The organism is Bradyrhizobium sp. USDA 4454 (assembly GCF_054822705.1).
Genome location: NZ_JBTRCN010000001.1, coordinates 1280653 through 1299287, shown reverse-complemented (window position 1 = coordinate 1299287; position 18635 = coordinate 1280653). Strand labels below are relative to the sequence as shown.

The window sequence follows — 18635 nt, the reverse complement described above, 5'->3', positions numbered from 1 at the left end:
CCATGGCAGTCGATGCAACCATGCCGACGCCCGTCGTCTCGGCACCGGGCACCAGCAACGGGACGAGCACCGGAGGCAGCAGCAGCGGCAGCGGCCTGACCACGTCGTCGCAGGGCATCGCCGATAATTTCCAAACCTTCCTGACGCTGTTGACCACGCAGCTGCAGAACCAGAACCCGCTCGACCCGCTCGACACCAACCAGTTCACCCAGCAGCTCGTGCAGTTCGCCGGCGTCGAACAGCAGCTGAAATCCAACGATCAGTTGAAGCAACTGATCGCGATCGAGAAGAGCGCGCAGTCGACCCAGGCACTGGTCTATGTCGGCAACACGGTCGCGGTCGACGGCAGCAAGACGCAGCTCGACAAATCCGCGACCTGGAATCTGGTGTCCCCGCAGGCCACCAGCGCCACCATCACGATCACGAGTTCGACCGGCCAGACCGCCTATTCCGGCAATTTCAACCTGAAGCAGGGCAACGCCAGCTTCGTCTGGGACGGCAAGGGCAATGACGGCACGCAATGGCCGCCTGGCACCTACACGCTGACCGCCACCGGCAAGGATTCCAAGGGCAACGACCTCGCGATCTCGACCGAGATCCAGGGCATGGTCGACTCCGTCGACCTCACCGCCTCCCCGCCGCTGCTCTCGATCGGCGGCCAGACCTACACCACCGACAAGATCAAGCGCGTGGTGCGCGGCGCGACGAGCTCGAGCTGATCGCGCCTGCTGGCGCTGTGCGCATCGGGACGAGCGGGCAACAGCTGCGCGACAGGCAGCCGCAGGCTGACCGGCCCGCACAGTCTCTTCCATCTATCGATCAGGGCCGCCGGCTCAGTGAGCCGCCTTTCGCGCGAGCCTGACGCCGCGTGGAGAATCGCCGAAACGAGTTCGGAACAAGCGATTGAAGTACGAAACATCGGAGAAGCCGACCTCCAGCGCGATATCAGAAATTCGCCGGCCCCCCGCCTCAGTCTCGGTCAGCAACGCGTGCGCCCGCTGCAGACGCAATTCATTCAAGCGTTCGGTGAACGATGTTCCGGATGACGCCATCAGGCGCTGCAGATAGCGAGGCGAGATGCCCTGGCACCGTGCGACTGCTTGAACGCTGAGCCCGGGCTCCTGGAAGTGGACGGCTATGTAGTCGAGTGCCGCGTCGTGCCGTGCAGCCACCACGGCGCTCGTGCTGCTCTCTCCCAAAGCAGGGCCCTCGTCGAGTGCGAGCGCGACGAGATCGTGGATGTGGGTCACGACCGTATGACGAAGCCTGGGGGCAGTCAGCGCTCGCGCCTTGAGTGCCGACTTCAGGTAGGCCGTCAACAACCAAAACGCCTCTGTGCGGTGTCCGATCGGCCGCATCACCAGGCTTTCGACGTTGGTTAGCCGTTGCTCGAGCGCCTCGCGCGGAACGGCCAGGCCGAATTGCAATCCATCGACATAGGTCACGCTGGCTGGCTCCGAATGCAGAATTGCGATCGCATCGCCCGTGCGGAGTTCGACGTCGCGGCCACGTTGCGACATCTGACTGCTGCCGGGAGAGCAGAAGATCACGCCGACGGAATCATCGCCGTCGGCGAGGTTCGCCTGCAACCGCCTGAAGCACATCGACGTGCCCTTCAGCGCCAGCATGCGCAAGCCGTGCACTGCTTGGAGGCAGGCATCGGCCTGGAGCGGAATACGCGACAGAGGCTCGATATCGGCATGCACGACGCATCGACCAAAGTGCTCGCGCCATGCGGGAATACGAATCCGCTCTGGAAGAGCGCGCGTCGAAAATCGATAAGATACAACATCGGCTGCGTCCGTAGGCATCGGGACCTCCAGCCTTCACTGAAAATCGGAATGCACCGTTGCGTGCACACCAGAATAAATGCGTCTGCATTTGCAATTCACGCACCGGCCTGCCCTCGATCCGTGCGCGCATGTCCAAGAAGCGATGCTATCGATCTGCTAGTCTCAACTGCTTGTGATCGTTGCTGATGTGAACTGGTTCACTCATCGATCAGAATATTACGTTTATACTGATCGCGAAAGCCGCGGCTTCCATTTTCTCCCTCAGGAGGAGCCGGCCGCGATGGCACTATCTGTAATTGCCGCCATCGGATTCATCGGAAATCCCATGCGGTGTGCAAGTGCAAATCGGCCTTACGTCCGTGTTCGCAATTGATCCGGCTTACGGAGCCGCGAGCAGGCTACTTTGGAAGATGGCGATACCGATTTTATTTCGCTGCTCAGCCAAATCGCTAGCAGACTTCGTCGGACATAAATGCCTGCGGCACTGTTGGCTTTGGCCGCCGGTTGAAATGGTCGAAATCTGTCACGTGGTAATTCAACCTTAGTGATCAAGAAGGCGTTCGATCATGTCCACCATATTCGACATGCTTTATCATGAGTACTGTCGTGCCCGCCTCGCCGAAATGCGAAAGCAGCTTTTGATACCGATCGTCGGCGAAGTCTTGCAGGCACCGCCGCAAGACGGCGATTCTTCCGGGCCCCGTGATTGTGGCTGGCCGGCGGAAGCGCCGCCAACCCTCGGGTAGCTGGAGCGCACCATCCCATTGGTTACGCCGGAGGCTCGTCCGGCACGCGCACGCTTCGGAGCACCTGGGAACGTCCCATGGACCGATGCCCGCTCGAGGCCGTGCGCACGCCCGATAGATCGACAGATGCATGATCGAACCCACACCTCGAAGCGATTGATCGGCGAGACTCCGCCGGAGTTCAGATCGACCGGTCGCGACCCGCGCATCGACGTCTGCCGCGGCATCGCATTATGGTGGATCTTTCTCGACCACGTTCCAAACAACGTCGGAAGCTGGCTGACATTGCGCAGCTACGGCTTCTGCGATGCCGCCGAGATATTCATGTTCATCTCGGGCGTGACTTGCGCGCTGGCCTACGGCAGGACGCGGCAGCGGGACGGCTGGCGAGGCATGATCGGCCGCTCGCTGCGGCGGGGATGGGATATCTATGCCGCCTTCCTCCTGCTTACGCTCGCCTGCGCCATCCTCATCCACCTTGCGGGCAGCGACGATCTTGCTGACAACAGCAATACGCGGGTTCTGTTCGAACATCCGGGCGAGGCATTTGCGCACGCCGCGATCCTGCAATACCGCCCTGTCAACACCGACGTGTTGCCCGTGTTTGTGATCTGCCACGTGCTGTTCGCGCCGCTGTTGTGGCTGCTGCTGCGCGCACCAAATGTGACGCTCGGCCTTTCGTTGTCGCTTTATGCACTGGTGCAGGTGTTCGGCTGGAGACTTCCCGCCTGGCCCAACGGCGTCTGGTTCTTCAATCCGCTGGCCTGGCAGCTGCTGGTCGTGCTCGGTGCATGGTACGTCATCGAGGTCGACAAGATCCGAAAATGGCTGACGTCGCGCTCCGCGCTCGTGGTTTCCGTTCTCTATCTGGTGCTCGGCCTGATTGTTGCGCTCGGCCATGACATCCCGCTGCTGCCGCAGACCTGGACGGATCGCGTGCTTCCGTTGGACAAGTCGAATCTGAGCCCATTGCGGCTGCTGCATTTCCTGGCTCTTGCGATCGTGGCGCTACGGCTCGTTCCCGCGGGCTGGCGAGGGCTATCGACGCCTGTGCTGCGCGGCGCGCGGTGCTGTGGCGAGAATTCGCTGCCGATCTATTGCCTCGGCGTCCTGCTCGCGCTGGTCAGCCAGCTGGATATGCTCGACATCTCGAACCGGGTTTCGATGCAGATCGCGCTCAGTCTCGGTGGGATCATGGTGATGATCGTCGGCGCGACGCTCCTGAACGCGCTCGGCACGAAACACAAGTCCGCGGTGGGCGAGATCGATCGAGAAATGGCCACCGCTGATACAAGCCCCAAGGTTGAGGATCGCACGCGCAGGACCGCGCTTGATCCACGGCCGAGAGCCGTCATCGTTCCATCGACATACTGCCCTTGAAAGCTTGAATCGCGGCGGACACGGTGCGCACATCCTCTGGACGCATGCAGAACGGCCCCGAAAACGTCTCGACGTTTCCGGGGCCGTTGCGTTAGCTACGCGCGGAGGAGGCGCCACTCACTCCACCTGTCCGGCGGCGGCGAGGATCAACCGCGCGATCGGCTCGGGCTGCGAGATCAGCGCGAGATGGCTCGCTTTCACCTCGATCGTGGTGGCGCCCATCCGCTTCGCCATGAAGCGTTCGAGATCCGGATTGATGGTGCGGTCTTCGGTCGAGACAGCGTAGTAGCTCGGCTTGCTGCGCCAGGCCGCGTGGCTGGTCTTGCCGGTGAGCAGCTGCTTGTGGAACGGCTGCTGCACGGCATAGAGCACCTTTGCCTTCGCTTCCGGCAGGTCGCCGGCGAAATCACGCAGGAAAGCCGCTTCGCTTAAGCGGCCCTCGTCGCCATCGAACACGATGCCGGCGCTCGCCGGTGGCGTCGGATAGGTTTTTGCCAGCGCAGTGTAATCCTCATCCGCATCGGGCGCGCGCGCCGCGACATAGACCAGCGCCGACACATTCGGATGCACGCCGGCCTCGGTGACGATCATGCCGGAGAAGGAGTGGCCGACGAGGACGGTCGGACCATCCTGGCGATCGAGCACGCGCTGCGCCGAGGCGACCGCTTCCGGCAGCGTGGTCAGGGGATTTTGCACCGACGTCACATTGAGTCCGGCCGCCTGCAGGCGCGGAATGACTTCGGACCAACATGAGCCGTCGGCGAACAGGCCATGCACCAAAACGACGTTGCGCGCCTTCACCGGCGGCGTGGTTGCGGCCATGCCGCGCGAGGACACCAATGAGGCCGCAGCTCCAGCGAGCAAGGCGGTCGAGAAAGTGCGTCTGTTCATCATCATGACAAGGGCTCGGATCGTAGGGATTGGCCCACCGGCGGTGAGCTGACAATCTCTCCTACGCAGGAAAAGGCGCATGGTTACGCGCGGTGCCGATGGGGCGATCAAGGATCGGTGAACGGGATGCGGACACGACTTTCGGCGTGTCGCGTGGTGTGCAGCCGAGATTGCGAGAGCAAGTCTCAAATCGGTCATCGCGCCCGGGGCCACCCCTCTCCCCAGCCCTCCCCCGCAAGGCCCGCAAGGGGGGAGGGAGCCTGCCCAGCGTGCTCACCTCACATGGCGCCCACTTATGGTGCGCGAGAAATGTCAGGGATGCGCTGGCGGATGGGTTCCCTCCCCCCTTGCGGGCGAGGGGTAGGGAGAGGGGTGCCGCTTGCTCCGCCGCTCGACGAAACCCCTGAAAATCAGCAGCGCGCGCGGGGCGCCCGGCGGCCAATCCAACCCCTCCCCGGCCCCTGTTCCCGGCCATTCCAACGAGATTCGTATTGAACGCTTGGGCTTAGGCAAATTTTAAACCGGGAGGCGTAGCTTACCTCTTGCGAGTTCAGTGGTTGAGAGTTTGTGAGTACGCCATGACAGAACCCCATCGCCCGAGGGTGAAATACGTCATCGGGCCTGACGGCAGCCCGTTAACGATTGCGGATTTGCCGGCCCCCGGTACCAAACGGTGGGTCATCCGCCGCAAGGCCGAAGTTGTCGCTGCGGTCCGCGGCGGCCTGCTCTCCCTTGAGGAGGCCTGCAGCCGCTACACCTTGACCGTCGATGAATTCCTTTCCTGGCAGTTCTCGATCGACCAGCATGGTCTGGCCGGGCTGCGCACCACACGTATCCAGCAGTACCGGCAGTAAGTTTCGCCTGAAAAGGTGCATTTGAAGAAAACCGGCCTCGCTTTGCGAAGCCGGTTTTTTTCATGTCCGCGTTTTTGCCGCGGTTCTTAACCTTCGTTAACCATATGGAAACCATACCCTAGGCAATATTTGCCCAGTCGGACCCGCGTGGGCCGAATCCCTGGGGGCCGTTGGTGCAAAGTCTGGTTGCTTTCCTGAGAGGTCTTGGTGCGGCCCGCCTCGCGGCGATGGTTGCGGTCACCGCGGCCCTGATCGGTTTCTTCGCGTTCGTCATCATGCGCGTCACCACGCCCCAGATGACCACCCTCTTCACCGACCTGTCGACCGAGGATTCCTCTGCAATCATCAAGGAGCTGGAGCGCCAGGCGATCCCGTTCGAGCTGCGCAATGACGGCGCCGCGATCATGGTGCCGAAGGACAAGGTGACGCGGCTGCGGATGAAGCTCGCCGAGGGCGGCATGCCCAAGGGCGGCGGCGTCGGCTACGAGATCTTCGACAAATCGGATGCCCTGGGCACCACGAGCTTCGTCCAGAACATCAATCATCTGCGCGCGCTGGAGGGTGAGCTCGCCCGCACCATCCGTGCCATCGATCGGGTGCAGGCCGCGCGCGTCCACCTCGTGCTGCCGGAAAAGCCCTTGTTCTCGCGCGAGACGCCGGAGCCGTCGGCCTCGATCGTGCTCAGGGTGCGCGGTGCGCTCGAGCCGCAGCAGATCCGCGCCATCCGCCACGTCGTCGCCTCCGCGGTCAACGGGCTGAAGCCGCAGCGGGTCTCGATCGTCGACGAGGCCGGCCAGCTCTTGGCCGACGGCGCCCAGTCCGACGCCGACGCCGCGGTCGGCGACGAGCGCCGCGCCGCCTTCGAGAAGCGGATGCGCAAGCAGGTCGAGGACATCGTCTCCTCGGTGGTCGGCACTGGGCGCGCCCGCGTCCAGCTCTCCGCCGACTTCGACTACAACAAGATCACCCAGACTTCGGACAAGTTCGACCCCGAGGGTCGGGTGCTGCGCTCGACCCAGACCCGTGAGGAATCGAGCCTCACCGCCGACAATTCCGGCCAGGTCACCGTCGCCAACGAGCTGCCGGGCAACCAGAACCAGGACAACGCCGCCCGCGCCCGCGACCAGAGCAAGAAGAGCGAGGAAACCAACAATTACGAGATTTCCCGCACCACCAAGACCGAGGTGACCGAGGCCGGCCGCGTCAACCGCATCTCGGTCGCGGTCTTGGTCGACGGCGCCTATTCCAAGAACGAAAAAGGCGAGATGGTCTACCAGGACCGCAGCAAGGAGCAGCTCGACCGCATCGCCGCGCTGGTCCGCTCCGCGATCGGCTTCGACCAGAAGCGCGGCGACCAGGTCGAGGTCGTCAACCTGCGCTTCGCCGAGCCGCCGACTGCCCAGCCGATCGCTGAACCGACCGGCCTGCTCGGCATCCTGCAATTCACCAAGGATGACGTGATGTACGTCATTGAGCTCGGCGTCATGATGATGCTCGGCCTCGTCGTGCTGTTCATGGTGGTCCGTCCGCTGGTCAAGCGCATCGTCGCGGCCGACGCCATTCCGTCGCTGGCAGGCAGCGGCCTGCCGGCCGTCGCCGAAGCCCGTGCCGAGAGCGCCGGCGCGACCGGCCAGGCGCTGATCCCAGCCGGCAGCGGCGCGGCGCAATTGATCGACGTCGCCCAGATCCAGGGCCAGGTCCACGCCCAGGCCGTGCACCGGGTCGGCGAGCTCGCCGAGCGCAATCCGAACGAAACCGTCTCCATCGTCCGTCAATGGCTGAGCGAGCCGGTAGAGAACTGACATGGCCGCCGTACCCCAGACCACCAACGCCAACGACATCGCCACCGTGCTCTCGACGCTGGCGAACCGGCAGAGCGCCCGGCCCAAGGGCAAGCCGCTGCCCGGCCCGAAGCGCGCCGCGATCCTGATGCTCGCGCTCGGCGAGCAGTATGGCGGCAAGATCTGGTCGATGCTCGACGACGAGGAGGTCCGCGAGCTGTCGGTCCACATGTCGACGCTCGGCACCGTCGAGGCCGACGTGGTCGAGGATCTGATGCTGGAATTCGTCTCGCGGATGTCGGCGTCGGGCGCGCTGATGGGCAATTTCGACGCCACCGAGCGGCTGCTGCAGCAGTACCTGCCGGCCGAGCGCGTCTCCGGCATCATGGACGAGATCCGCGGTCCCGCCGGCCGCAACATGTGGGAGAAGCTCTCCAACGTGCAGGAAGAGGTGCTCGCCAACTACCTCAAGAACGAGTACCCGCAGACCATCGCCGTGGTGCTGTCGAAGCTGAAGCCGGAGCACGCCGCCCGCGTGCTCGCGATCCTGCCCGAGGACATCGCGCTCGACGTGGTCGGCCGCATGCTGCGGATGGAGGCGGTGCAGAAGGAAGTCATCGAGCGCGTCGAGCAGACGCTGCGCACCGAGTTCATGTCGAACCTGTCGCAGACCCGCCGCCGCGACGCCCATGAGGTGATGGCCGAGATCTTCAACAATTTCGACCGCCAGACCGAGACCCGCTTCATCACCTCGCTGGAAGAAGAGAACCGCGAATCCGCCGAGCGCATCAAGGCGCTGATGTTCACCTTCGACGATCTGATCAAGCTCGATTCCGCCTCGGCCCAGACGCTGATGCGCAACATCGACAAGGACAAGCTCGGCGTCGCGCTGAAGAGCGCCAATGAGGAGGTGCGCAGCTTCTTCCTCGGCAACATGTCCTCGCGCGCCGGCAAGATGCTGATGGACGACATGGCCGCGATGGGTCCGGTCAGACTGCGCGACGTCGACGAGGCGCAGGCCCTGCTGGTCAACCTCGCCAAGGACCTCGCCGCCCGCGGCGAGATCACCCTGACCAAGAACCGCGCCGACGACGAGCTGGTGTACTGATGGCCGCACCCGCAAAATTCCTGTTCGACACCGACTTCTCCGCCCCCGACCGCGCCCGCGAGCGCGCGCCGACCCCGGCCGAGGTCGCCCAGAAGGTCGCCGACGCCGAGGCCCGCGCCTATCGCGCCGGCTACGAGGCCGCGCTGCGCGAGGCCAAGGTCGAGAGCGACCGCCGCATGGCGCAGGCGCTGGAGGCGATCGGCGCCGCGATCAAGGGCATCGCGGCGCGCTTTGCCGGCATCGAGACCCGGATGGAGACCGAGGCGGTCGATGTCGCGGTCGCGGTCGCCCGCAAGCTCTGCAATGAGCTGGTGGCGCGCGAGCCGCTCGGCGAGATCACCGCGCTGGTCTCCGACTGCTTCTCGCATCTGGTGGCGACCCCGCATCTCGTGGTCCGCATCAACGACGCGCTCTACGAGGCGGCGCATCACAACATCGAGCAGTTGGCGGCGCATTCCGGCTTCCAGGGCCGGCTGGTGATCCTGGCCGAGCCGACGATCGCGACCGGCGACTGCCGGATCGAATGGGCCGATGGCGGCGTGGTGCTGGAGCGCGCTGCGATCGAAGGCAAGATCAACGAACTCGTCGGGCGCTATCTGGCGTCCCGCGGCCAGACCGGCTGAAGGGCATTGAGGGCTGAACCATGAGCGACACCGACACCCAAGTCCCGCTTCCCGACCTCAACGCCGCCGACGCGCCTAATATCGACGACATCGGCTACAACGAGGATGAAAATGCCGCGCGCATCGCGGCCGACCTCGAGGCCGTGTTCGACGTGCCAGTGCAGGTCTCGGCGGTGCTCGGCCGCTCCAAGATGGACGTCGGCGACCTGCTGAAGCTCGGACCGGGCACCGTGCTCGAACTCGACCGCCGGGTCGGCGAGGCGATCGACATCTACGTCAACAACCGCCTGGTGGCGCGTGGCGAGGTGGTGCTGGTGGAAGACAAGCTCGGCGTGACCATGACCGAAATCATCAAGGCAGAACGCTCTTAAACGAATGCAACGGTAGCGCGCGGAACCTGCGCGACCAGACCAACAGGAGATCATCATGCGGCTTCTCATCGTTGGCACCCTGAAGGGCCAGCTCACGACCGCGACCAAGATCGCGATGGACAACGGCGCCTCGGTGACCCACGCCGAAGCCGCCGAACAGGCGATGAACGTCCTGCGCGGCGGCAAGGGCGCCGACCTCCTGCTGGTCGATGTCGGCCTCGACATCCGCGACCTCGTGATGCGGCTCGAGGCCGAGCACATCCATGTTCCGATCGTCGCCTGCGGCATCTCCAACGACGCCCGCGCCGCGGTCGCCGCGATCCATGCCGGCGCCAAGGAATACATCCCGCTGCCGCCCGATCCCGAGCTGATCGCAGCGGTGCTCGCCGCGGTCGCCAACGACGCCCGCGACCTGATCTGGCGCGACGAGGCGATGGGCCGGGTGATCAAGCTGGCGCAGCAGATCGCAAGCTCCGACGCCTCGGTGATGATCACCGGCGAGTCCGGCACCGGCAAGGAAGTGCTGGCGCGCTATGTCCATTCCCGCTCGGCCCGCGCCAAGCGACCGTTCATCTCGATCAATTGCGCCGCGATCCCGGAGCACCTCTTGGAATCCGAACTGTTCGGCCATGAGAAAGGCGCCTTCACCGGCGCCGTGGCGCGCCGGATCGGCAAGTTCGAGGAAGCCACCGGCGGCACACTGCTGCTCGATGAAATCTCCGAAATGGACGTGCGGCTCCAATCCAAGCTGCTGCGCGCGATCCAGGAGCGGGTGATCGACCGCGTCGGCGGCACCAAGCCGGTTCCGGTCGACATCCGCATCATCGCGACCTCGAACCGCAATCTGTCGGAGGCAGTGCGCGAAGGTACCTTCCGCGAGGACCTGCTGTTCCGCCTCAACGTCGTCAATCTGAAGATTCCGCCGCTGCGCGACCGCCCGGCCGACATCCTCGAGCTGGCGCAGCATTTCGCCAAGAAATATGCCGAGGCCAACGGCCTTCCGGTCCGCCCGATCTCGACTGATGCCCGCCGCGTGCTGACCGCGAACCGCTGGCAGGGCAACGTCCGGGAGCTCGAGAACACCATCCATCGCTCGGTCCTGATGGCGCAGGGCGACGAGATCGGTCCCGACGCGATCCTCACCCCCGACGGCGACCGCCTCGACCTCGCCAAGACCGCACCCGCGGTGGCGCATGCAACGCTGGCCGCCGAGCAGGTCACCCGCGCGCTGGTCGGCCGCACCGTCGCCGATGTCGAGCGTGACCTGATCCTGGAAACGCTGAAGCACTGCCTCGGCAACCGCACCCATGCCGCCAACATCCTCGGCATCTCGATCCGCACGCTGCGCAACAAGCTGAACGAATATGCCGACGGCGGCATCCCGATCACCCCGGCCGGCAACGGCGCGCCCGACTATCAGCGCGTGGCGAACGCCGGCTGAGAGAAAACAGGCGGCGGCGCGATCCCGCCGCCTGCCCCACCTCACGAATAGCTGGGCGCGTCGGGCTTGCGAAAGATCCGGATCGGATCGCCCGGCGTGATGTCGCGGCCGGTGAACATCACATAGGCATAGAGCGCAAGATACGCGACGGCGATTGCGCCGACGAGATAGAACAGCCAGGTTCCCAGGCGCTTCATCGAACCGTCACGTCTCCGAAATCTCGCGCGCTTTTAATGTGGTGATCAAGAAAACGCCACGGCCAACATGCGCGCCAAGCGCCTTGGCCGTTCCTCCCTTGAATCTTGGGAACAGTTGCCCTATTCAATCTCCTATTGCGCTTTTATATTTCGACAACTGGAGAGTGATATGGCCCTTTACGCGCAGACCAGCGGCACCCTGTCCACCAACTCCGGCACTTTCACGCCGATACAAGGCCTCAGCCTGGCGATCCCGGAGGGTGTCGGCACCACCGCAATCGTCACGCTCAACGTTCCGAATCCCTATGCCACCGGCACCGATATCCCGGGCGGCATGTTCGGCGTCACCATCAATGGCAAGGTCTCGCCAGTCGTCGCGAGCTTCACCTATAACGAAACCCCGTCGAGCTTTGGCCGCATCCCGACCACGCTCGTCGTCGGCATTCCGCTGGGTAATGCGGCTCAGACCATCCAGGCCGTATGGGGTGGCGTTCGCGGCAGCACTGTGATCATCGACAGCCCGGCGTCACTGAGCGCAGTCTTCTAAAGGCCGATCCGAACACGCAACGCGGGCTAGCGCACGCCTCTGGCATGGACGTGACGCGACGGCAGGCTGACCTCGGCCAGCCTGGCAGCGTCTTCATCATGGTCGATCGCGACGTATTCGCCGTGCCAATAGGCCAGCGCGGCGGTGCGTTGCGACGCGATCACGTCGAGCACGCGGCCGATGACGATCGCGTGCGAGTGCCGCTCGATGATCTCCTCGACCTCGCAGTCGATCGCGGCCAGCGCCCCGACCAGCAGCGGCACGCCCGATGCGCGCGTGGTCCATTCGGCGCCGGTGAACCGCTCCGCGCCCTTCAGGCCGCCCTTGCCGGTGAAGCGCTCGGCGATCTCGAGCTGGTCCGCGGTCAGGATGTTGACGCCGAACGCGCCATGGCGCGCGATCAGCTGATATGACGAAGCCGCTCGGTTGATGCTGACGATCAAGGACGGCGGCTCGACCGACAGCGACGACACCGAGGTCACCGTCATTCCCGAGATCTCCTTGCCCCGCCCGGCCGTGATGACGCTGACGCCGCCGGTGAGATGGCGCATCGCGCCCCGGAAGTCGGCGGCCGCCACCGCAGGCTCGATCGAAACATTGCGGACGAGGGAATTCATGGCGACCTCACAGAGTATCTTCGCTGCCTTCGAGCAGATGCTTCAAAATCTCGCCTTCCAGCGCAGCGAGTTCGGCCGAGCCGCGCCGGCGCGGCCGCGGCAGGTCGATCGTGACGTCCTGCGCGATGCGGCCATCCTCGATGACCAGCACGCGGTCGGCGAGCGCAACCGCCTCGGCAACGTCATGGGTCACCAGGATCGCGGTGAAGCCCTGGTCGCGCCAGACCCGCTCCAGCAATTGCTGCATCGAGATCCGCGTCAGCGCGTCGAGTGCGCCAAGCGGCTCGTCGAACGCCAGCACGCGCGGCTGGCTGACCAGCGCCCGCGCCAGCGCCACGCGCTGCTTCTGGCCGCCTGACAGCACCGACGGCCACTGCCCGCGCTTGTCGCCGAGGCCGACCTCGACCAGCGCACGCTCGGCGCGCGCCTGCGCGTCGGCCGACGCGCGCTCGCGCCCCAGCCCGACCTCGACATTGGACAGCACCCGCGCCCAGGGCAGCAGGCGCGGCTCCTGGAACATGACGCGGACGTCCTGCGCCCGCGGCTCCTCGCCAAAGGCAATGCTTCCCGCCGTCGGCGCGTCGAGCCCGGCGACCAGGCGCAGTAGCGTGCTCTTGCCGCAGCCGCTGCGGCCGACGATCGCGACGAACTGGCCGGACGGGATATGCAGGTCGATGCCCCGCAGCACCTCATTGTCGCCGAACGACTTGCGCAAGCCGCGAATGGTCAGCGACAGGCCGCGGGCCGCGCCTTCCGCCACGCGCCGCAAATGCCGCGGCTTCACGACGATGTCGGCGTGGTCGACCGGCTCAGCGTCAACGGGCTGGAAACGAAGCGCTTCGTGCATGCTCATTCTCACTTCTTCTGGAAAGCTGGGTGCCACGACAGGGTCAGCCGCTCCAGCGCCCGCGAGGCGCTGTCGGCGAGTTTGCCGAGCAAGGCGTAGATCAGGATCGAGAGCACGACGACGTCGATCAGCATGAACTCGCGCGCCTGCATCGCCATGTAGCCGAGGCCCGACGAGGCCGCGATGGTCTCGGCGACGATCAAGGTCAGCCACATGATGCCGAGCGCAAAGCGCAGGCCGACGAAGATCGAGGGCAGCGCGCCCGGGAAGATCACCCGGCGGAACAGCTCGCCGTCGGTCATGCCGTAGATGCGGCCCATCTCGATCAGCTGCGGATCGACGGTGCGAATGCCGTGCAGCGTGTTGAGATAGATCGGGAAGAACACGCCGAGCGCGACGAGAAAGAGCTTTGCCGATTCGTCGATGCCGAACCACAGGATGACCAGCGGGATCAGCGCCAGATGCGGGATGTTGCGCACCATCTGCAGCGTAGTGTCGGTGAGCTTGGCCGACAGCTGCGACAACCCGTTGGCCAGGCCGAACGCGAAGCCGATGCCGCCGCCGATCACAAAGCCGATCGAGGCGCGCCAGAAGCTGACCCAGATGTTGCGGATCAGTTCACCTGAGAGCAACAGCTTCCAGCCGGCGAGTGCGACATCAGTCGGCGCCGGCAGCACCCGCGACGGCACGTAGCCGGTGACGCAGGCGAGCTGCCAGATCAGCACGATCGCCAGTGGCACGATCCACGGGATCAGGCCGTCGACCTTGGGCAATTTGGGCGCGCCGACGCGCGGGAGTGAATCGATCAAGCTCATGATTGCGATGCCTGTTTCTGCGGCCGATATTCATTGCCGATGGTCTCGCCGAACGGTCCGGTGTTGACCCGAATCGGCGTCACATTGTTGCCGTGCCCGAGCGACAGCAGCGGGAACACCAGCTCGGCGAAGCGATAGGCTTCCTCGAGATGCGGGTAGCCCGACATGATGAAGGTATCGACGCCGATGTCCTGATACTCCTTGATGCGTGCCGCGACGGTCTCGGGATCGCCGACCAGCGCGGTGCCGGCGCCGCCGCGCACCAGACCGACGCCGGCCCACAGGTTCGGGCTGATCTCGAGCTGGTCGCGCCGGCCACCATGCAGCTGCGCCATGCGCTGCTGGCCGACCGAGTCCATCCGCGAAAAGATCTTCTGCGCGGCGGCGACGGTGTCGTCGGTGACGTACTGGATCAGCTCGTCGGCCGCCTTCCAGGCCTCGGCATTGGTCTCGCGCACGATCACATGCAGGCGGATGCCGAACGACAGCTTGCGGCCGCGCTGCGCGGCCACGGCCTTGACCTTGGCGATCTTCTCGGCGACCTGAGCCGGCGGCTCGCCCCAGGTCAGGTACTTGTCGACGGTGTCGACCGCGACATCGATGCCGGCGTCCGACGAGCCGCCGAAATACAGCGGCGGGCGCGGCGATTGCACCGGATTGAACAGCAGGCGGCCGTCCTCGATCCTGATGTGCCTGCCCTCGACATTGACCGTCTTGCCGGCGAGCAGATCGCCGTAGACGTTGAGGAACTCGCGGGTCACCGCGTAGCGCTCGTCATGATCGAGGAAGATGCCGTCGCCCTTGTTCTCGACCGGATCGCCGCCGGTGACGACATTGATCAAGAGGCGCCCGCTCGACAGCCGGTCGAGGGTCGCGGTCATGCGCGCGGCGACGCTCGGCGATTGCAGGCCGGGCCGCACCGCCACGAGATAGCGCAGGCGCTCGGTCCAGGGCGCGACGGCCGAGGCCACCACCCAGGAGTCCTCGCAGCTGCGGCCGGTCGGCAGCAGCACGCCGTAATAGCCGAGCTGGTCGGCGGCCTGCGCGATCTGGCGCAGATAGTTGAAGTTCACCTCGCGGCCGCCGATCGACGTGCCGAGATAGCGGCTGTCGCCGTGGGTCGGCAGAAACCAGAGGATGTTGGCGTTGGTTGCGGTGCTCACGTGCCCGGCCTCCATGCGACGTCGGAAATCTTGATTTGTTTCGGGATCAGGCCGAGCGCGAAGAACGTGTCGGCGACCTGCTGCTGATCCGCGATCACGCCATCGGTGACCGGCTTGATGCCGTAGGCCTGCCGCTTCAGCGCGACCTCGACCACTGGCACCGACAGGCCGATGCTCGGCGCGAGCTGCTCGGCGACGGCGTGGATGTCGCCCTTGGCCCAGTCATCGACCTCGCTGAGCTGCGCCAGCACCAGCTCGACGATCTTCGCATCGCTCTGCAGGAACTTCTTCGAGGCGAAATAGAACTGATAGTTGGCGACGACGCCGGTGCCGTCGGCGAGGGTGCGCGCGCCGGTCGCAGCCTCTGCCGCGGCCTGGAACGGATCCCAGATCACCCAGGCATCGACCGCGCCGCGCTCGAACGCCGCGCGCGCGTCAGCCGGCGCCAGGAACACCGGCTCGATCTCGGAATATTTGACGCCGGCCTTCTCCAGCGCCTTTACCAGCAGATAGTGGACATTGGAGCCCTTGTTCAGCGCGACCTTCTTGCCCCTGAGGTCGGTGACCGACTTGATCGGGCTGTCCTTCGGCACCAGGATCGCCTCGCCTTTCGGCGCCGGCGGCTCGTAGGCGACATACTGCAGCGGCGCGCCGGCGGCCTGCGCGAAGATCGGCGGCGCCTCGCCGGTGTTGCCGAAATCGATCGCGCCGACATTGAGCGCCTCGAGCAGCGGCGGCCCGGACGGAAATTCGGTCCAGACCACCGCGTAGCCGACCGACTTCAACTTCTGCTCGAGCGAGCCCTTGCTCTTGAGCAGCACCAGCTTGCCGTATTTCTGGAAGCCGATGCGGACCACTTTGTCCTGGCCATAGGAGGCGCCCACGCTCGCGGCCACGATGCTGACCGACAGCACCGCGCGGGCGACCCAGCGTCGAAACAAACGCGTCATGGGAATATCCTTTGCATTGAATTGACCAAGGAACTGAGCAAGCAATTGAGCAAGGCGCGCGATCAGGTCTGGGTATTGCGCCAGACGATGTCGCGGATCGCGATCTGCTTCGGGATCAGGCCGAGCTTGAAGAAGCGGTCGGCGACACCCTGCTGGGTCGCGATGATGTCATCGGTCACCGGCCCGACCGAGAAGCCCGCCCGCCGCGCCGCGATGGCCTGGATATCGAGCGGCACGCCGGTGACGGCGGCAAGCGACTGCGCGACCTCGTCGGGATGTGCCCCTGCCCATGCCGCCGTCGACGTGGTGACGTCGACGATCTGCTGCAACAGGGCACCGTGCTTGTTCGCGAAGTCGCGATTGGCGATGTAAAACGAATTGGTCTTGGTGATGTCGCGGGTATTGACCAGAATGCGGCCGTTCTGCTTGGTCTCGGCGATCGCGAAATACGGATCCCAGATCGCCCAGGCATCGATGCCGCCATTGGCAAAGGCCGGCCCGGCATCCGGGGGCGTCAGATAGACCGGGGTGATGTCGTCATAGGTCAGCCCCGCCTTCTCCAGCGTCTGGATCACGACGTTATGGGCGCTCGATCCCTTTGTGAAGCCGACACGCTTGCCCTTGAGACCGGCGATGTCCTTAATTGCCGAATTTTGCGGCACCAGGATGCCCGAGCCGTTGACGATCGGCTGCGCTGCGGCATAGACGATGGCCGCACCGGCGGCCTGCGCGAAAATCGGCGGGGAATCGCCGACCGCACCGTAATCGACGCTGCCGACATTCATCGCTTCCATCATCGGCGGACCCGAGGAGAACTCGACCCATTTCACGCTGATGCCCTGCGGCTTGAAATGTTTTTCCAAGGCTTCGCGCTGCCGCGTGATGACCAGCACGCCGTTCTTCTGGTAGCCGATACGAATTTCCTTCGCGTCGGCCTGTGCCTGCGCGCCCCGTGCCAGCGCAGCAGCGGCGGCTGTGACCAACGACAGTTGAAGGAACTCACGACGCTTCATTCCAAGACTCTCCTGACGATCAAGCGCGCTGTCGCGCTGCACGATCATGCGATGTCGGGATGATGGGGCGCGCGAATGAAGCTGTCGAGCACCGCACAAAAATAGCGATGCCTGCACTTCGGTGCGGGCATCGCGCGTGCGGTTTCTTTTAAAGCGCGGATCGGGTGTAGCGAATTATTTTCCTCACGAGATCGCGAGGACGCTGCACAAAAATAGATCAGCCTGCCGCGGCGACTTTCGACCCGACATTGACAGCGAGTTTACCGTAGCGGTCGGTGAATGCCTGGGTGTCGATCTCCTCGAGCTGGATCGAGCCGTCGAGCACGCCTTTCTTCCAGGCATCGTGCTCGGGATCGTGCTGGAACTCCGGCATCACTTCCTTGCCGAACAGCTCGAGCGACTCGCAGATGTGCTCATGCGTGTTCTTGCCGGCCTGGTTGAGCAGGATCACCTGGTCGATATGCGAGGCGCGGAAGCGGCGCAGCTTCTTGGCGATCGTCTCCGGCGAGCCGATCAGGCCGCCGCGCAGCGCCGCCTCCTGCGCCTCCGGATTGTCGCGCTTCCACTTGTTGTACTCGTCCCACATGTTGACGGTGCCGGGCGCCGGCCGCTGCCGGTTCTGCGCCTGACCGTAATAGCGCAGCGCGAACTGGAAGAAGGTCGCGCCGTCGGCACGCCGGCGCGCTTCTTCGTCCGTCTTCGCGCACATGAAGAACGAGACCAGCGCCATGTTCGGATTGATCTCGTAATCGGCGAGCTTCTTCAGCCGCTTGGTGATCGCGTTGTAATAGGCGTGCACCCAGGCATGCGCCGCCTCGGCGCTGACGAACTGGAAGCCGAGCGCGCCGAAGCCGTTCTGCCCGGCGCGTTCGATGGTCGGCAATTGCGAGCACGCCATCCAGAGCGGCGGGTGCGGCTTCTGCACCGGCTTCGGCACCACATTGCGCAAGGGGATGTCGAAATATTTGCCGTGATGCTCGGTGCCGACCTTGGTGAACATCGGGAAGATCGCTGCGACAGCCTCCTCGAACACCTCGCGCTTGGTCTCCATGTCGCGGCCGAACGGGGTCAGCTCGGTGATCGAGGCGCTCTCGCCCATGCCGAACTCGCAGCGGCCGTTGGAAAGCAGGTCGAGCACCGCGATCCGCTCGGCAACGCGCGCAGGATGATTTGTCGTGAGCTGGAAGATGCCGTGCCCGAGCCGGATGTTCTTGGTGCGCTGGCTCGCGGCGGCGAGGAAGGATTCCGGCGCCGGCGAATGCGAATATTCCTCGAGGAAATGATGCTCGACGACCCAGGCGTAATCGTAAGCCAGCCGGTCGGCGGTCTCCAATTGGGTCAGCGCGTTCTGGTAGAGCCTGAGCTCGTCGCCATCGTTCCAGGGGCGTGGCAGTTGCAGCTCGTAGAAGATGCCGAATTTCATGGCGTCACTCCCAAGGTCCGTCCCCGACCGTTTGTTGTTTTCGGTCAGTCTAGTGCCACCCCGGATCAAGTCTAG

General features: G+C 64.7%; 19 protein-coding genes. 9 read left to right on the top strand and 10 right to left on the bottom strand.

Annotation, left to right across the window (positions count from 1 at the left end; genetic code table 11):
• The first annotated feature begins 2 nt into the window (after nt 1–2).
• Nucleotides 3–719, top strand: coding sequence for a flagellar hook assembly protein FlgD (locus tag ACVIW0_RS06100; RefSeq protein WP_461351519.1), 717 nt, complete (start codon nt 3–5; stop codon nt 717–719).
• A 114-nt stretch (nt 720–833) separates the two neighbouring features.
• Here the strand turns inward: ACVIW0_RS06100 and ACVIW0_RS06095 are convergent, their stop codons facing one another.
• Nucleotides 834–1811 carry a helix-turn-helix transcriptional regulator gene (locus ACVIW0_RS06095; RefSeq protein WP_461351518.1) on the bottom strand — a complete coding sequence of 326 codons (978 nt, stop codon included), beginning with the start codon at nt 1809–1811 and terminating at the stop codon, nt 834–836.
• A gap of 854 nt (nt 1812–2665) precedes the next feature.
• Between ACVIW0_RS06095 and ACVIW0_RS06090 the strand changes: the two genes are divergently transcribed.
• Nucleotides 2666–3919, top strand: a complete 1254-nt coding sequence (locus ACVIW0_RS06090; protein ID WP_461351517.1) for an OpgC family protein — start codon at nt 2666–2668, stop codon at nt 3917–3919.
• A gap of 117 nt (nt 3920–4036) precedes the next feature.
• Here ACVIW0_RS06090 and ACVIW0_RS06085 read toward each other — a convergent pair whose 3' ends face one another.
• Complete coding sequence (locus tag ACVIW0_RS06085) at nt 4037–4816, bottom strand: alpha/beta fold hydrolase (RefSeq protein ID WP_461351516.1); 780 nt, start codon at nt 4814–4816, stop codon at nt 4037–4039.
• Between the two features lie 572 nt (nt 4817–5388).
• Here ACVIW0_RS06085 and sciP point away from each other — a divergent pair.
• The 6 genes from sciP to flbD all read left to right on the top strand — a co-directional run bounded on the left by sciP (nt 5389) and on the right by flbD (nt 10988).
• Nucleotides 5389–5664, top strand: coding sequence for a CtrA inhibitor SciP (gene sciP, locus ACVIW0_RS06080; protein ID WP_002714638.1), 276 nt, complete (start codon nt 5389–5391; stop codon nt 5662–5664).
• 173 nt (nt 5665–5837) lie between these two features.
• Nucleotides 5838–7466 carry a flagellar basal-body MS-ring/collar protein FliF gene (fliF, locus tag ACVIW0_RS06075; RefSeq protein ID WP_461351515.1) on the top strand — a complete coding sequence of 543 codons (1629 nt, stop codon included), beginning with the start codon at nt 5838–5840 and terminating at the stop codon, nt 7464–7466.
• A gap of 1 nt (nt 7467) precedes the next feature.
• Nucleotides 7468–8553 carry a flagellar motor switch protein FliG gene (fliG, locus tag ACVIW0_RS06070; protein ID WP_456752461.1) on the top strand — a complete coding sequence of 362 codons (1086 nt, stop codon included), beginning with the start codon at nt 7468–7470 and terminating at the stop codon, nt 8551–8553.
• Nucleotides 8553–9176 carry a FliH/SctL family protein gene (locus ACVIW0_RS06065; protein WP_461351514.1) on the top strand — a complete coding sequence of 208 codons (624 nt, stop codon included), beginning with the start codon at nt 8553–8555 and terminating at the stop codon, nt 9174–9176. The genes fliG and ACVIW0_RS06065 overlap by 1 nt, the downstream gene beginning before the upstream one ends.
• Before the next feature lie 20 nt (nt 9177–9196).
• Nucleotides 9197–9547, top strand: a complete 351-nt coding sequence (fliN, locus tag ACVIW0_RS06060; RefSeq protein ID WP_461351513.1) for a flagellar motor switch protein FliN — start codon at nt 9197–9199, stop codon at nt 9545–9547.
• Nucleotides 9548–9602: 55 nt separating this feature from the next.
• Nucleotides 9603–10988: a sigma-54-dependent transcriptional regulator FlbD gene (gene flbD, locus ACVIW0_RS06055; RefSeq protein WP_461351512.1), complete on the top strand. Its 1386-nt coding sequence runs from the start codon at nt 9603–9605 to the stop codon at nt 10986–10988.
• 41 nt (nt 10989–11029) lie between these two features.
• Here flbD and ACVIW0_RS06050 read toward each other — a convergent pair whose 3' ends face one another.
• Nucleotides 11030–11185: a hypothetical protein gene (locus tag ACVIW0_RS06050; protein ID WP_461351511.1), complete on the bottom strand. Its 156-nt coding sequence runs from the start codon at nt 11183–11185 to the stop codon at nt 11030–11032.
• 169 nt (nt 11186–11354) lie between these two features.
• Here ACVIW0_RS06050 and ACVIW0_RS06045 point away from each other — a divergent pair, with 169 nt between their 5' ends.
• Nucleotides 11355–11732 (top strand): hypothetical protein, encoded by a 378-nt coding sequence (locus ACVIW0_RS06045; RefSeq protein WP_461351510.1) that lies wholly within the window; start codon nt 11355–11357, stop codon nt 11730–11732.
• Nucleotides 11733–11758: 26 nt separating this feature from the next.
• On the opposite strand, the gene ACVIW0_RS06040 is transcribed toward ACVIW0_RS06045, so the two are convergent.
• The 7 genes from ACVIW0_RS06040 to ACVIW0_RS06010 all read right to left on the bottom strand — a co-directional run bounded on the left by ACVIW0_RS06040 (nt 11759) and on the right by ACVIW0_RS06010 (nt 18560).
• Complete coding sequence (locus tag ACVIW0_RS06040; RefSeq protein ID WP_461351509.1) at nt 11759–12349, bottom strand: flavin reductase family protein; 591 nt, start codon at nt 12347–12349, stop codon at nt 11759–11761.
• 7 nt (nt 12350–12356) lie between these two features.
• Nucleotides 12357–13196, bottom strand: a complete 840-nt coding sequence (locus ACVIW0_RS06035; RefSeq protein WP_461357253.1) for an ATP-binding cassette domain-containing protein — start codon at nt 13194–13196, stop codon at nt 12357–12359.
• An 8-nt stretch (nt 13197–13204) separates the two neighbouring features.
• A complete protein-coding gene (locus ACVIW0_RS06030; protein ID WP_212017140.1) occupies nt 13205–14011 on the bottom strand; it encodes an ABC transporter permease subunit in 807 nt (268 codons plus the stop codon).
• Nucleotides 14008–15189 carry an FMNH2-dependent alkanesulfonate monooxygenase gene (gene ssuD / locus ACVIW0_RS06025; RefSeq protein WP_461351508.1) on the bottom strand — a complete coding sequence of 394 codons (1182 nt, stop codon included), beginning with the start codon at nt 15187–15189 and terminating at the stop codon, nt 14008–14010. The genes ACVIW0_RS06030 and ssuD overlap by 4 nt, the downstream gene beginning before the upstream one ends.
• Nucleotides 15171–16124 (bottom strand): sulfonate ABC transporter substrate-binding protein, encoded by a 954-nt coding sequence (locus ACVIW0_RS06020; RefSeq protein ID WP_461351507.1) that lies wholly within the window; start codon nt 16122–16124, stop codon nt 15171–15173. The genes ssuD and ACVIW0_RS06020 overlap by 19 nt, the downstream gene beginning before the upstream one ends.
• A gap of 62 nt (nt 16125–16186) precedes the next feature.
• Nucleotides 16187–17137: a sulfonate ABC transporter substrate-binding protein gene (locus tag ACVIW0_RS06015; RefSeq protein ID WP_461351506.1), complete on the bottom strand. Its 951-nt coding sequence runs from the start codon at nt 17135–17137 to the stop codon at nt 16187–16189.
• 217 nt (nt 17138–17354) lie between these two features.
• Nucleotides 17355–18560 (bottom strand): LLM class flavin-dependent oxidoreductase, encoded by a 1206-nt coding sequence (locus ACVIW0_RS06010; RefSeq protein WP_461351505.1) that lies wholly within the window; start codon nt 18558–18560, stop codon nt 17355–17357.
• Nucleotides 18561–18635 lie beyond the last annotated feature (75 nt).